7 protein-coding genes are annotated in these 14866 nt (G+C 69.4%); 3 read left to right on the top strand and 4 right to left on the bottom strand.

Going from position 1 to position 14866, the window contains the following annotated elements; translation table 11 throughout:
• The first annotated feature begins 148 nt into the window (after positions 1–148).
• Positions 149–2176: a glycosyltransferase gene (locus BLT97_RS22880; RefSeq protein ID WP_245769486.1), complete on the top strand. Its 2028-nt coding sequence runs from the start codon at positions 149–151 to the stop codon at positions 2174–2176.
• 100 nt (positions 2177–2276) lie between these two features.
• On the opposite strand, the gene BLT97_RS22875 is transcribed toward BLT97_RS22880, so the two are convergent.
• The 4 genes from BLT97_RS22875 to BLT97_RS22860 form a co-directional block, all read right to left on the bottom strand.
• Positions 2277–5840, bottom strand: a complete 3564-nt coding sequence (locus BLT97_RS22875) for a bifunctional glycosyltransferase/CDP-glycerol:glycerophosphate glycerophosphotransferase (RefSeq protein ID WP_093613103.1) — start codon at positions 5838–5840, stop codon at positions 2277–2279.
• Positions 5841–5862: 22 nt separating this feature from the next.
• Complete coding sequence (locus tag BLT97_RS22870; protein WP_093613101.1) at positions 5863–8094, bottom strand: bifunctional glycosyltransferase/CDP-glycerol:glycerophosphate glycerophosphotransferase; 2232 nt, start codon at positions 8092–8094, stop codon at positions 5863–5865.
• Between the two features lie 487 nt (positions 8095–8581).
• A complete protein-coding gene (locus BLT97_RS22865) occupies positions 8582–10222 on the bottom strand; it encodes an FG-GAP repeat domain-containing protein (protein ID WP_093613099.1) in 1641 nt (546 codons plus the stop codon).
• 281 nt (positions 10223–10503) lie between these two features.
• A complete protein-coding gene (locus BLT97_RS22860; protein WP_176953863.1) occupies positions 10504–12594 on the bottom strand; it encodes a hypothetical protein in 2091 nt (696 codons plus the stop codon).
• Between the two features lie 501 nt (positions 12595–13095).
• Between BLT97_RS22860 and proB the strand changes: the two genes are divergently transcribed.
• Together proB and BLT97_RS22850 are read left to right on the top strand one after the other, a co-directional pair.
• A complete protein-coding gene (gene proB / locus BLT97_RS22855; protein ID WP_093613097.1) occupies positions 13096–14202 on the top strand; it encodes a glutamate 5-kinase in 1107 nt (368 codons plus the stop codon).
• Between the two features lie 191 nt (positions 14203–14393).
• Positions 14394–14795, top strand: coding sequence for a hypothetical protein (locus tag BLT97_RS22850; RefSeq protein ID WP_425442750.1), 402 nt, complete (start codon positions 14394–14396; stop codon positions 14793–14795).
• Positions 14796–14866 lie beyond the last annotated feature (71 nt).

Below are 14866 nucleotides of genomic sequence, written 5' to 3'. Positions count from 1 at the left end.
GGAACGTGAGTCGTAACTGTGATCGAACGACCGTCCCGATTCGGGGGAGGTCGTGTGTAGGTTTCGTTGAAGAGGTGAGGGGTTGCCGCCTGTGCCGTATAGGCGGCAAGTGGATCTCACTGCGCCGCGCAGAAAGTGAAGCCACTAGGTGAAGATCGCGTTTCTGGTCCGGGACCTGTGCCACATGGGTGGGGTGGTCAGCGCCACCCAGAACCTGGCGGGGGCACTGGCCGACCGCCACGAGGTGGAGATCGTCGCGTTGCGCAAGGTGCGTGACGAGTCGTACTTCCCGCTCGATCCCCGCGTCCGCGTACGCGTCCTGAGCGATCTGCGCCCCCACGCGGCCGCATCCGACGTGGACAACCCGCTGGTGGACAAGTTCCCGCTGGTCTACCCGCTCAACACGGGGGCCAAGACCCCGGTGGTGAGCCGGCTCGCCGAGCTCCGGCTGCTCGAGTGGTTCGAGACGACGGACGCGGATGTCGTCGTCAGCTCCAGCCCGCGCAACACGATCATGTTGGCGCAGGCCAAGGGCGACTTCCTCAAGGTCACCCAGGAGCACTCGATGCCCTCGATCTATGCGGCGGACATCAAGAAGAAACTCTTCCCCTCCTACCGGTTCCTGGACGCGCTGACCGCGCTCACCCCCGAAGAGGTCGTCTCGATCGGGAACCTGGTGCCGGCCGTCCGCAACCGCCTGGCCGTCATGCCGAACTGCGTGCCGGCCGCCCCGGTGCGCTCCAAGGGCACGAACAAGGTCGTCGTCGCGGCCGGACATCTGACCGTCAACAAGGATCACGCGACGCTCGTCGAGGCCTTCGCCAAGGTGCTCGAGAGCGAACCGGACTGGACCCTGCGCATCTACGGCAGCGGCACGGAGAAGGCCAAGCTGCGTGCCCGGATCGAGGATCTGGGACTGTCCGGCCGGATCCTCCTGATGGGCGAGTACGCGCCGGTCTCGCCGGAGTTCGCCAAGGGCACGCTCTTCGTGCTGCCCTCCAAGCGCGAGGCGTTCGGCAACGTCATCGTGGAGGCCATGGCCGCCGGCCTGCCCGTCATCAGCACGGACGCCGACCACGGGCCTCGCAACATCCTCACGCACGGCGAGGACGGCCTGATCGTGCCCGGCGGGGACGCCGGCGCGATGGCCGGGGCGATCCTGGAGCTGATCCAGGACGACGAGCGCCGGCAGAAGATGGCCGCCGCTGCGGTGCGCAACGCCGAGCGCTTCCACGAGCAGGCCAGCCGCGAACGGTTCGAGGCGATCCTCGACGAGGCCTTCGCCCGCAAGGCCCTGCCGAGCCGGGCGACCGCCCGCGTCGACGAAGAGGGCTCGGTGCACGTGTCCGTCGGCCGGCTCCCCGGCTCCGTGCGGAGCGCCGAGCTGCTGCTGCGCCGGACCGGCAAGGACGGCGAGGAGCGCCGCTTCCCCATGTCATCCGCCGGCGACGCGGTGGTCGCCTGGGACGCCGGACTGCCGCAGGGCACCTGGGAGTCCTCGTTGGTCACGGACGCGGGCCGCGAAGTGCCCCTGTACACCGACGGCTACGGATGCGACACCCGTGACCTGCTCTCCGTCGAACTGCCCCGCCGGCAGGGCCCGTCCATGGCCCTGCTGCTGCCCCACCGGCACGACGACGGCGGACTGCGCCTGCGCAGCGTGCTGCGCGAGGTCCACGTGGAAGTCGGGCCGGTGCGGGTGGACGAGCGCACCATCGCGCTCCAGGCCCGGCTGTGGGGTGCGCAGCTCGGGCCGGGCGCGGTCCTCGAGGGGGTCTGCCGGGCCGACAAGAAGCGTGTGCTCGCTTTCCCCGTACGCGGGGCCGGGGGCGACCTGTTCGCCGCCGACATCGACTGCTCGCGGCTCGTCGCCGAACACGGTGAGGAGGCCGAGGTCATCTGGGACTTCTGGCTGCGCCCGGCCGCGGACGCACCGCGGGTGAGTCTGGGCAAGCTGGCCACCGACGTGTTGCAGCCGACCGATGTGTTCACCTTCCCCCGGCCGGTGCTGTCCACCGGGACGGCGCCGAGCCGGGCCTTCGTGGCCAGGGCGGCGCGCAAGGCCGCGCGCACGGTGACCGGCAGCGCGCCGCGCCCGGGTGTGGTCAGGACCGAACTGCGGCCGTACTACACGGTGTTGAGCCAGTTCGCGGTGAAGACCGTCCGTAAGAAGTGACGTTTCCGCGGGTCCGCCCTCGTGCGCGGGCCCGCAGCGTGCGAAAGGGCCGGGGCCCGGAGGACATCCTCCGGGCCCCGGCCCTTTCACGGCGTACGGATCAGAGCTCGCGGGCCTGCTCCAGCATCCGGTCCACGACCCGCGCGGACGCGCTGCCGTCGTCCAGGTCGCAGAACAGGTGGTGGAAGCGGTCGAAGCGCTCCTGGTACTCGGCCGACACCCGGTCGATGTCGCGGATCGCGTCCACCAGCTCCTTCGACGTGCCGATCAGCGGACCGGGGGAGTCCTTCTCGAAGTCGAAGTAGAACCCGCGCAGCGTGTCCCGGTAGTGCTCCAGGTCGTACGTGAAGAACAGCATCGGGCGCTTCAGGTGCGCGTAGTCGAACATCACCGAGGAGTAGTCCGTGATCATGATGTCCGCGGCGAGGTACAGCTCCGCGATGTCCGGGTACTCCGAGACATCCCATACGAACCCGTTGCCCGCGCCCGGCACGGCGTCCACCACGTTGGAGTGGCGGCGCACCAGCAGGACGTGGTCGTCGCCGAGGCGGCGCTGCGCGTCCTCGAGGTCGATCCGCAGATCGAACAGGTACTGGCCCGCACTGTGCGCCTGATCGTCGCGCCAGGTCGGCGCGTACAGGACGACCTTCTTGTCCTTGGGGAGGCCGAGGCGCTCCTTGACCCGGTCGGCGATCGCGTCACGGTCCGCCGAGTACAGGTAGTCGTTGCGCGGGTAGCCCGCCTCGAGGATCTCCCCGTCGTACGAGAAGGCCCGCGCGAGGATCGGGGTGCTGAACCGGTTCGACGAGACGACCAGGCTCCACTGCTTGGCTTCCAGGGCGAGCTTCTCCTGGTAGCGGCGGTCGAAGTGCAGGGTGTCGATGTCGTGCCCGATCTTCTTGAGCATGGTGCCGTGCCAGGTCTGCACGATGACCTGGCCGGGACGGCGCTCGATCCAGTCGGGCAGATGCGCGTTGGTGACGATGTAGCGGCTGGTGGCCAGTGCCTCGTACCATTCGCGGCCCCACATGCGGACCCGCTCGGTGTTCTCGGGCAGGACCACCTGGCCGTCCCGCACGGCCCACAGGTGCTTGAGGCCGGATCCGCGGCGGACCAGTTCCTCGTGCATGGCGCGCGGGCTGTCCGAGTACTGCTTGCCGTTGTAGCTCAGGTAGAAGACCTGGTCCTTCAGCGGCTCCGTGAGCAGCGGCTGGTAGACCTCCCGGCGCATCTGCTGCTGCCGGAACGGGCCGCGCTCCACATCGCTCAGCTCGGAGCGGCAGTTGAGCTGCGGGAAGTCGCCCCAACGGTTCTCGAACCAGTACAGACGGCCGTTCAGCTCGGCCTTCAGCGGGAACTGGTCCATGGCAAGACGGTCGGTGACGAACGGCACGTCGGGGTCGTTGGCGTCCTGCGGGCGCAGCCACAGGTTCCAGCGGCCGGCCCGCAACGGCACGTTGCCGTCGCCGCCGAGCGTGGACGGGTCGAACTCGGCCATGAAACGGCCGTCGACCAGCCAGCGCACCTCCACCGAGCGCTCCTCGAACCGGGCGCGCGGCTTCAGAAAGAAGGCGGAGCCGGTGAGCCGCGGATCGGCGTGCCCTTCGATGGTGATCTTCCCGTCGCGGAGACCGATCCGGTCGATCACCGCGCGCCGCAGGCGGCCGGAGAACTTCAGATAGCCGGTGTGGCCGGCGGTCACGGCCAGCTCGCACAGATGGGCCCGCTCACCGAACGACGCAGGCAGGTCGAAGCGGGCGTCGGGGAGGCCCTCCTTCATGACGGTGCTGAACCGGCGCTCCGTGCCCCGAGCGTCGGTGGCCACCAGCTCGGTGGACCAGTTGCGCCGCTCCGGCTGGGCCTTCTCGTCCACACCTTCGTGGAAGGTCAGCGCCACGTCCGCCACCGGCACGTCCACGGTGAAGGGGGTGTGCTCCGTGCCGGGGGACAGCGCCACGGGGTACTCGTGGACCTCGGCGCCCTTCTGGTTGGTGACGCGCAGGATGACCCGCTCGTCGGCGGCGAGCGGTACGCGGATCTCACCGCTGACCCGGACGTGCTCACCCTCGAGCGCACGGCCCGTGATCAGGGCACGCACCTTCTCGACGCGCAACTTCAGGGCGCCGCGCTCGACACTGGGGAGCATGCGGTGCTCGGGGCCGACCCACGTGTAGGGCGGGAAGTTGCAGGCGGCGCCGCCGCTGGACTGGACGGCTCCGCGGCGCACCAGGCCGGCGGCGTACATGCCGAGTCCGACGTGCCAGACACCTTCCTGCCACTGACCCCCCTTGCGGAGCTTCGCCGGGTCGAAGGCGGCCTCCCAGCCGGCCCAGTCGTAGTTGTAGCGGTCCTGGCCGGAGTCGGTGGTGCAGGAGGGGCGCAGCACGTTACGCGCGGGCAGCAGCTGACGCCGACGGGACTTGTCCTTGCGGATCTGCAGGACCTTCACGGAGGACGACTTCGACGGCTGGTCGATCTTGTCGATCCACGCGTTGCCGGAGAGCATCAGTTTGCCCTGCTGCCAGGTGATCGACTCCAGCGGAGCGTGCAGCTGCAGGTCCCGGTCGATGCGCAGGGCCTTCTTGGGGAAGTGCAGGTCGGCGTCGGCCAAGGAGGGGAACGAAGCGTACTTGCGCAGCAGACCGCTGACCGCGACGGGCTCCTTGCGCCGCTGACCGGCCAGCATCGCGATCAGCTCTTCGAGCTGGTGCTTGCGGACCAGGAGCCACTGCACCCGGATCTCGGCGGGCAGGGCCATCACGAGTGCCGGGTCGATGCTGTCGAGGAAGCGGTTGGCCGCCTGCAGGAACGCGGCCCGGTACTCCTCGTCGCCGTCGGGCACCACGTTGAGGAAGAGCCGCAGGTCGTCGATGAGCACGCGGGTGTCGTACTCACGCTTCAACCGGGCGAAGGTCTCGCCCGGCTGCTTCGCGAGGAACGCGCTGATCTCCATCACCGAGGTGACGCGGTCTCGCACGCCCTCCGGGCTCGTACGGCGTTGGGTGATCGAGGGAGCGGACTCGCCCTCGCGCAGCCGCCAGAAGTAGCAGGGCTCGGAGATCACGTCGACGGCGTCGGCGAGGTAGTGCGCCCGCATGGTGACGGGGGTGTCCTCGTAGAGGCGGCCCTCGGGGAACGCGAAACCGTGCTTCTCCCAGAACCCGCGGCGGAACACCTTGTTGCAGGCGATCCGGTCGGCGACCAGCTTGCCGTAGCGGGATATGTGGGTGGCGGTGCGGGCCTCGCCGGCCAGCATCCGCATCAGGGGCACCTGCCACGACTTCTCACCCTTGAGGTGGAAGACGTTGCCGGTGGCGAAGTCCGAACCGCTCTCGTCCAGGCTGCCGACCATGAGCCGGTACGCGTCCGGCGGGATGACGTCGTCGCTGTCGACGAACGTCAGAAACTCCGAGGTTTCGGAGATGTGCGAGATGCCGGTGTTGCGGGCCGCGCCGAGCCCCGCGTTCTCCTTGGAGATGAGCTTGAAGCGGGGATCGCGCGCGGCGTAGTCCGCCGCGATGGCGGCGGAGCCGTCGGGCGAACCGTCGTCCACCATCAGGACCTCGAGGTCACGGAAGGTCTGCGCCTCCAGCGAGTCGAGGCACGCGGGCAGATACCGCTCCACGTTGTAGATCGGGACGATGACGCTCAGCCGAGTGGCCATGGGACCGGGCATTCCTTTCACTTCAGACCTGAGTGGCCAGGCGTCGCACCTGGGTGGGGGAAGGGGCGGGCGTGCGGTCCTCGAGAGGCACCACCGGAACAGGGGCGAGCTCGCCGAGGAACACCCGGCGGACCACGCGCTCGGCGGCCCGGCCGTCATCGAACTCGCAGAAGCGCCGGCGGAACTCGGCGCGCAGCTTGTCCGAGCGAGGGCTGCGCCACTCGTCGGAGTTCAGCAGCGTGGTCAGTTCCTGCTGCGAGGTGGCCACCGCACCGGGCGGCTCCTCCAGCAGGTCGAAGTACGTGCCGCGCACCGCGGAGTACGTCTCCCAGTCGTCGGCGTAGATCACGATGGGCCGGTCGAGGTTCGCGTAATCGAACATGGCCGACGAGTAGTCCGTGATGAGGCAGTCCGCGGCGAGGTACAGCTGCTCCACCTCGGGGTGCGCGGACACGTCGACGACGCGGCCGGCGGCCTGCAGCTCGGACAGACGCGAGGACGGCTTGTAGAAGTAGTGCCCGCGCACCAGGAGCGTGGTGCCGGGGCCCAGCTCGTCCGCGAGCGCGGCGAGGTCGAGGCGCGGTGCGAAGTCGACCTCGTACTCCCTGTGCGTGGGCATGTAGAGGAAGGCCGTGGTGCCGTCGTCGAGCCCGAGCTGCTGCCGGGCCGACACGACCGCGGCTGCATCAGAGTTGATCAGGACGTCGTTGCGCGGGTAGCCGGTCTCGAGCGACTCGTACGAGCAGGGGTAGACCCGCTCCCAGATGGTCGTCGAGAACCGGTTCGAGGACAGGCTGAAGTCCCACCGGTCGCAGCGCTCGAGCAGGGCCTCGAAGTCCATGTTGGTGGAAGCCGGGTACTTGCGCTGGTCGAGGCCCATGCTCTTGAGGGGCGTGCCGTGGTGCGTCTGCAGATGGATCTGGCCTTCGCGCTTGACCAGGGTGTCGGCGAAGTTGACGTTGTTGACCAGGTACTTGGCCCGGGCCAGCGCCGTCCAGTACTCCCGTGAGCCGACCCGGACCACCTCGACGCCCTTGGGGACGCGGGAGACCTCGTCGGCCTTGACCGCCCACACCCGGCGGATGTGCGGGGCGCGCACGGCCAGTTCAGCGTCGATCGCGGCGGGGTTGCAGGCGTATCCGCGGCTCCAGTACGCGGAGAACAGCGCCAGGTTCTCGTCCAGCGGGAGCCGCAGCTGCGACTGGTAGAACACGCCCATCGCGGTGCGCTTGGCCTGGGTGACGCGCTTGCGGCCCTGCACCACCGCCGTGTTCCGCGCCCGGGCGATCTTCTTGATGCCGGCGAGCGCGGGGTAGGAACCGCGGGCGAGCAGCGCGTACTTGTAACCCCGTGTGCCCGAGGGGCGCGTGAAGCCGGCGGGACGGCGGTTGCGCAGGTCCTCGGCGGCGCGCTGGGCGAATTCCGCGCCGGCGTCGCGAGGCAGCCGCCCGGGCTTCTCGAGGATGGTCAGGTAGTGGTCGAGCATCTTGCGGTAGAGCCGCGGCCGCCAGTGGTCGAGCTCGGGGTGTGCGTCGAGATAACCGAAGACGCGCTCGTACTGGTCGAAGATGTCGAAATGCTTCCTGCTGACCGTGCGCAGGATGTTGCCGCCCTCACGGCGCTGCCGGTAATGGACGCATATGCGGTCGAGGACGGATATGCGCTCGGCGGTGATGAGCGAAGAGAACGTCCAAGGGGCGTCCTCGTAATAGCCGGGCGGGAATTGAAAGCCATGCTCGGTGAGGAAATCACGGCGATATGCCTTGTTCCAGACGATCTGCAGCAGGTCGAGCAATTCCGGGCGGTCGGTGAGCGGGAATGCGGCGGCCCCCGTCTGCTTCAGGAGCTCGCTGCGGGTATTGCGCAGGACGCGGCCGTTCCAATACGTGCGCGCGTAGTCGTAGATGAGAATGTCCGGGTCGCCGCTCTCGGCGAGGCGGGACGCGATCGCGCTGAGGGCGCCGGGCGTGAGGGTGTCGTCGCTGTCGAGAAACAGTACGTAATCGCCCGTGGCCTGGGCGAGTCCGGCATTGCGAGCGCGTCCGAGGCCGACGTTCTCCCGCAGGTGCAGGGCCTGGACGCGGGAGTCGCGGGCCGCGTACTCGTCCATGATCGACCCCGAGTCGTCGGGGGAGCAGTCGTCGACCGCGATCACTTCGAAGTCGGTGAAGTCCTGATCCAGGACGGAGTCCAGGCACTCCCGGAGGTAGCTCTGCACGTTGTACGCAGGGACGACAAGGGTCAGACGCGGCATCCTTCACCAATCCATCAACCGGCCGGGTTCGTGGCCCAGGCGCGCTATTCGGCTGACGAAGCAGTAAGGCGTCCTGGCGTCAGAACAGCTTAAAGGACTATGGACATGCGTTTGAGGGGTGGAGTTTGCTGGATCGTCACCCAACGACAAGGAAAAGGCAGGGTAAATCCCCTTTTAGGTAAATGTGGATAAAGTTGAGTTATGTCGCGTATGCCCCATGTAAAGGTCGGTGGGTTCCCGGGCGGAGCGTGGTGGGGTCGGGCAGGTCGTCGGCCGCGACGGGCGTGTTTCCCAGGCTGTTCACCCTTTCTGCGGCCCGTTGGGCCACCGGGGCGCGAAGCGCCGTGCGACCGTGCGGCTGGTGTGGAGCGGTGCCTGGAATCTGTGACGGTCATGTGACGAATCCGTCGTTCCTGTCGACAGGAGGGCGGGGCAGCGGAGCCGGGGAGCGCCCGCCCACACGGTCGCTCCCCGGTCCTCGGCGGTCTCAGTACAGACCGCGGTATGTGTTCCAGCCGTTGCCCAGCTTCACCATGGGCTTGAACTTGCCGTAGTCGTAGGACGAGTAGCGGAATGCCTCGCCCGCGGAATTGGTGGCGATCAGGTCGGAGCGGCCGTCGCCGTCGATGTCGCCGGGCGAGGCCAGCTTGGTGAACTGCTGCCAGCCCTTGCCCACCTGGATCCGGGACCCGAAGGCCTTCGCGCTGTTCCCCGTGCCCTTGTAGAGGTAGAGCGCTCCCGCAGGGGTGCGCGCAACGATGTCGGCGATCCCGTCACCGGAGAAGTCCCCGCCGACGATCCTGTCGTAGGCGTTCCAGCCGCCGCCGATGGTGATGCGCGAGGCGAGCGAGGTGCCCAGTCCGTTGCCCCGGTACAGGTACAGGTAGCCGGTCTTGCTTCGGGCCAGCAGGTCCCCCTTGCCGTCGCCGCTCAGGTCGCCGGGGCCGAGGAACAGGTCGTGGCCGCTGAACGACGACGAAAGCACCGCGCCGTGGCGGTAGAGCTTGCCGGCGTACACCTCCAGCCAGTCACCGTGCCCGTCGGCGTCGAGTGATGAGGCCAGGGCGATGTTCGCGGGGCTGACACCCGCCCAGCCGCCGGTGTCGCTGACCTGCCCGCGAGTGCCGAGCTTCCCGTTGTTCTCTACGGCATACCCGTACAGGGTCCCCTTGGTGTCGAGGCCGAACAGCTCGCTCTTGCCCACGTGCGGAAGGGCGCCGCCGCCCACGAACAGCGTGATCGGGTGCCAGCCGTCGTTGGGTTCGGTGCGGGCGTGGAAACCGCCCGCGCCGTTGCTGGAGTAGAAGTACATCTGGCCCGCGTGGGTGCGGGCGATGATGTCGGCGAGGCCGTCACCGTCCCCGTCGTCCACGGCGGCGAGCTGGTTGTACGTGTTCCAGCCGCCACCGATGCGCACGGGCGCATCGAGCGGGGCCGAGGTCGAACCGGCGCCGCCGTAGAAGTAGAGGCTTCCGCCCCAGTCGCGGGCGACGATGTCGCCGAGGCCGTCGCCGTCCATGTCGCCCACGCCGACCAGCTGGTCGTAGGCCTGCCAGCCGCCGCCCACGCGCACCCGGGACGCGAACGGGCTCGAGGCGTTGCCCGTGCCCGCGTACACATAGAGGTCGCCGGCCGGTGTCCGCGCGAGCAGGTCGGGTTTGCCGTCCCCGGTGACGTCAGCGGGGGCGAAGACCTTGTTGTAGATCTGCCAGCCCTTGCCCGACCACGCGGGCGACGTGGTGGTGCCTGACGCGTCGTTGTGCCGGAACAGGGAGAGCGTTCCGGTCTGCGACAGCGTCAAGAACTCGACGTCGGCCGTACCGTCGAGGTCGCCCGGCGCGAGGATGTCCTTGGCCAGGCCGGAGCCGCCCACGGTGTAGGGCAGCAGTTCGCCCGTCGTGGGATTGAGCGTGTAGGTCCTGTCGTCCCAGGCGCGGTGGACGATCTCGCTGAAACCGTCGCCGTCCAGATCCGCACGAGGCGTGACGGGCGCGGCCGCGGCCCGGAGCCGGTTCGGGCTCTTCTTCTGGGGCGCCTTCACCGCAGGCGCCTCGTAGGCGGGTGCGGGCAGCTCGGCCGCGGTACCCGGTCGGCGCTCGTCGGCCTGCGCCGCGGTGCTCAGCACCATTCCGGCCGCCACGGCGAGGGCCGTGCAGCCGATGATCCTGCGATTTCGCCGCAGAGATCTCTCCTGAACTTTTTCTTTTGTGGGCAATGCCCCCCCATATCAGATCGTTCCACCCCGGACCCAAGGTTCTTGGATCTTGGGTGGAGTGTGGGCAGATTGTATGAGCGGGATGGTGGGGGTGTAAGAGGCGGATGAGAATTTCGAGGCGCCCGCGCGGATTCCGGGCCGCGACGCGCGACGGCGCGGCACCCGTGGGGTGCCGCGCCGTCATGGTGAGAAGGTCAGGCTCGGTCCGCTCCGGAGACCGCGGGCTCGGGAGCGGTCAGCACGTCCCCGGCGTCCGCGGTGCCCGCCGGCGCGGCCGGAGTGCGCTGCCCCGGGATCTCGCTGAGCAGCCGCGCCTCCCTGCGGGCCCGCTGCTTGTCCGCGGTGGCGCACAGGGCCTGGGCCGCCTCGTTGAAGCGGACCGAGGACGGCGGTGTGGACGGGCCGAGCAGATGGGCCTTCAAGTCGGCCCGCGCTTCGGCGAGTTCGTCCAGCTCCGGGTTGCGCACGGCGGCCAGGAGCGCCGGTACGCCCGCCGCGTCCGGGGAGAGGATCGTGGCCGCGCGGACCGTGGGCAGCGAGGCGCGGAACGCCTCCTCCGACATGTCCGAGGTGTTGGCCACGGCGTAGGGCTTCCCGCTGGCGAGGAAGTCGGAGACCACACTCGACACATCGCTGATCAGGACGTCCGCCTCGTCGAAGCAGGAGTACAGCGACGGCCGGGTGCCCGTGATGATCTGGTGCTCAGCGGCGGGCAGGGACCGCCAGTACGCGGCGTGCCACTCCTGCTCCGCCGCCGCGACGGCCGCGGCGCGCCCCGGCTCGGGCTCGCCCTGGCGGAGCATGCGCTCCACGGGGTCGGCGCCGGAGCTGAAGGTCTCCGAGGTGAGCTCCGTCAACTTCTGTGTCAGCGGCGCGAGTTCGGCCGAGCCGGCCGTCTGCGGCCGCTCGACGGCACGGTTGGCCGCGCGGATCATCTGCTGGATGCGCTCGTTGGCCGCGCCCGCCCGCGGATCCACCGAACCCGTCATGGGGTGCGGCTTGTACAGCAGGCGGACCCCGGGGTCGGCCAGGAGCTCGCGGACGATGTTCTCGCCGGCCAGGATGACCGAGGTGTTGCCGGGATTGCCGTCCCAGCCCTCCCACGTGGGTGCGTACAGCACCGTGGTGAGGCCGGCGGGCGGACCCGCGTAGGGGCGGATGGCGTCCAGCTGCGGGCGTCCGACCTCGACGATGTCGCGGTCCTCGACGCCCACGTCCGCCAGCGCATAGCGCTCACGGGCGGCCGGTCCCGCGACCCACACCTCGTCGTACGCCTTGGCGTACGGGTTGCACGAGGAGAGCTTGTCGCTCTCGCCGTGGTTGATGAAGGCGTGCTTGATCGTGGGGATGCGCAGGACCTGGGAGGTCTTGCCGGAGTTCGCCGGGTGGAGCAGGACCTTGAGCGTGGAGTGCTCCAGGCGCATCAGGTCGGCGACCTTCGGGATGCACACGATGGGGATGTCGGTGGCCCCGATCTTCTGCAGCATGAACCGCTCGCGCAGCACGATCAGCGGCCGGCCCTCGATGGCGGCCAGCGGCTCGAGCCACATGTTCGCCTGGTACGCGGAGGTCGTGCCGCCCGAGAAGTACATGCCGAAGGTGGGCCGGTACTCGGCCAGCCAGGCCTCGAACCAGTCGAGGACCTCCTGGTCGGAGGCCGGCCTGCGGCTCTTCGGGAGCCGGACGAGCAGCCCGGCGAGGGCGAGCGCGGCAAGGCCCACCGACACCCCGATGCCCCAGGCGGCGAACCGCGGAGACTCCGTGGCCGCGGTCAGGAGCAGACCGGCCGTGGCGGGCAGCTGGAACAGCAGCAGTCGCGTGCCGGGGTGACGGGTCAGGAGAGCGGGCGGGGCGCTGCTGAGCCGCAGGGCGGAGGCGTCGATGTTGCGCGTGAGGACGGGCAGCGTGCGGGTGCGCCGGACGAAGATCGCGGCCGCGTGACCGGCGAAGTGCAGCCCGTAGAAGATGAGCAGCCCGTAGACGAGCGACACATACGCGCTCTCCTGCCGCTGGTTCGCGAGGCTCAGCAGCGCGATGACCAACACGAAGTCCCGGAGGAGCTGCCTGACGGTGACATCCGCGCGCGTCTTTGCGACTGCATTGAGCACACCCTTCTGCCACTTGTGGAGCACGCCCTCGGCGGCGAGGCCGGCGGCGGTCGAGCAGATGAGCAGGGGGACGTCGGGGAGGAGCGCTCCTATCACCTGTGCGGCGAGGGACACCGCGATGACGGCGAGCGCGGCCAGCTTCACAACTGGCCTGGTGAGGGGGGCAAGTGAACGCAAGGAAAACTCCAGAGCGGCTCGAAGGGCCGTTCCGGTGGAAGTGGGGGTACCGGTACGGATCGGGCCAGCTGGTTAACGTGGGGCCAGAGGTCCTTGTTACCAAAGGACTTTCGACTTCACGCTATGGAATGGCCTTCTGTTGTTCATGACACATTCGTGAACGTTATGTGAGAAGGCGGGGTGTGACGCCCCTGGTGAGTGGCCTGAGTCACCTCAAGGGTTCTCACCCGTGACACGGGCCACTTCCGCTTCGGTCACCCGCTGTGACCGGGGCCACGGCGCCGTCCGCACCGGTGGCCGGACATCCGCCCGCACCGGTGGTCGGACATCCGCCCGCACCGGTGACCATCCGGCTGCCGCCCCGGTATCCACCCCGGTGTCCACCCAGCGAAATCCCCGGCTCCCGTGCGCGCCCCTCGCGTAGATTGCGAACAGAGCAAGGCGAGTGGATCTAGGGCGATGGGGTCGGCGGCAGTGGGAGCAGCAGGCACAAGGAAGCTGGTGGCACAGGCGCACCGGATCGTGGTCAAAGTCGGCTCCTCGTCGCTGACCACGGCCTCCGGCGGACTGGACGCCGACCGTGTCGACGCCCTCGTGGACGTGCTCGCCAAGGTGCGCAGCGGAGGCGAGAAGGAGATCGTCCTGGTCTCCTCCGGCGCCATCGCCGCGGGCCTCGCCCCGCTGGGGCTGCGCCGCCGCCCGCGCGACCTCGCCCGCCAGCAGGCCGCGGCCAGCGTCGGCCAGGGCCTGCTCATGGCCCGCTACACGGCGTCCTTCGCGCGGTACGGCGTACGCGCCGGGCAGGTGCTGCTCACCAGCGACGACATGGCCCGCCGCGCCCACCACCGCAACGCCTCGCGCACCCTCGACCAGCTGCTCACGATGGGCGCGCTGCCGATCGTGAACGAGAACGACACCGTGGCCACCGACGAGATCCGCTTCGGTGACAACGACCGGCTCGCGTCCCTGGTCGCCCATCTCGTACGCGCCGACCTGCTCGTGCTCCTGTCGGACGTGGACGGCCTGTACGACGGCGACCCGAGCAAGCCCGGCACCTCGCGGATCGCCGAGGTGCGCGGACCCGAGGACATCGCTCACGTACAGATCGGCAGCGCCGGCAAGGCCGGGGTCGGCACCGGCGGCATGGTCACCAAGGTCGAGGCCGCCCGGATCGCCGCGGCGGCCGGCATCCCCGTGGTCCTCACCTCGGCGGTGCACGCCGCGGACGCGCTGGCCGGACGCGACACCGGCACCCTCTTCCACCGCACCGGGCGGCGCAGCGCCGACCGGCTGCTCTGGCTCCAGCACGCCTCCACCCCGCAGGGCTCGCTGGTCCTGGACGACGGCGCGGTGCGCGCGGTGGTCGAGGGCCGCAAGTCCCTGCTGCCCGCCGGGATCAAGGACGTGGAGGGCGAGTTCTCGGCCGGGGACCCGGTGGAGCTCAAGGACACCGAGGGGCGCGCGGTCGCCCGCGGCCTGGTGAACTTCGACGCCAAGGAGATCCCGCAGCTGCTCGGCCGCTCGACCCGCGAGCTGGCCAAGGAGCTCGGCCCTGCGTACGAGCGCGAGGTCGTGCACCGCGACGATCTGGTGCTGCTGCACGCCTGAAGCGGCGGCCGCCGCCCCCGCGCCGCCCCTTCGAATGGCGACTCGAACCGGCCGAATTCGGATGCCCTGCGCGAGGGACCTTCCCGAAAACCGTCACGCGGCACCACTTTGCCTGGTCAACTTTGTTGCTAGCGGTTCGCACCACGGACCGCCGGCGGTTCGCACCACGGACACTGACAGGAGGCCGTCCGGTGAGACGAGTGGCACTGACCAGTGTCGTGGCGGGAGATGCCTATGAGGAGGCCGAGGACCAGCCACGCCTCTGGCACGTCACGCTGAGCGTCTCGGGACCCGAGGCCCCCCTCGCCGACATCCGGCGCGCACTGGAGCAGCTGGCCCACGACCACCCCTTTCTCCTGACCAGCCGCTATGCGGCGGACCACGCGGAGATCCGCTACTGGGAAGAAGCCCGCGACCTGCACGACGCCGCCGCCGTCGCGCTGCGCCTGTGGGGCGAGCACCGCCAGACCGCCCAGCTCCCGCCCTGGGAGATCGTCGGCCTGGAGGTCATCGACCGCGACACGTACCACCAGCGGATCGCGGAGGGATACGGTCCGCCGCCGGCCACCCCCGTCGGCGTGCATCCCTTCTAGTGCGCCTAAACCGGCGCCGCTCTCGCGGACCTGGTTGCGCGCCGCGGTGGTTGCGCAATTGATGGTTGCGG

It is taken from the genome of Streptomyces indicus (assembly GCF_900100315.1).
GTDB classification, from domain to species: domain Bacteria; phylum Actinomycetota; class Actinomycetes; order Streptomycetales; family Streptomycetaceae; genus Streptomyces; species Streptomyces indicus.
This window is presented reverse-complemented; position numbering and strand designations above follow the sequence as displayed.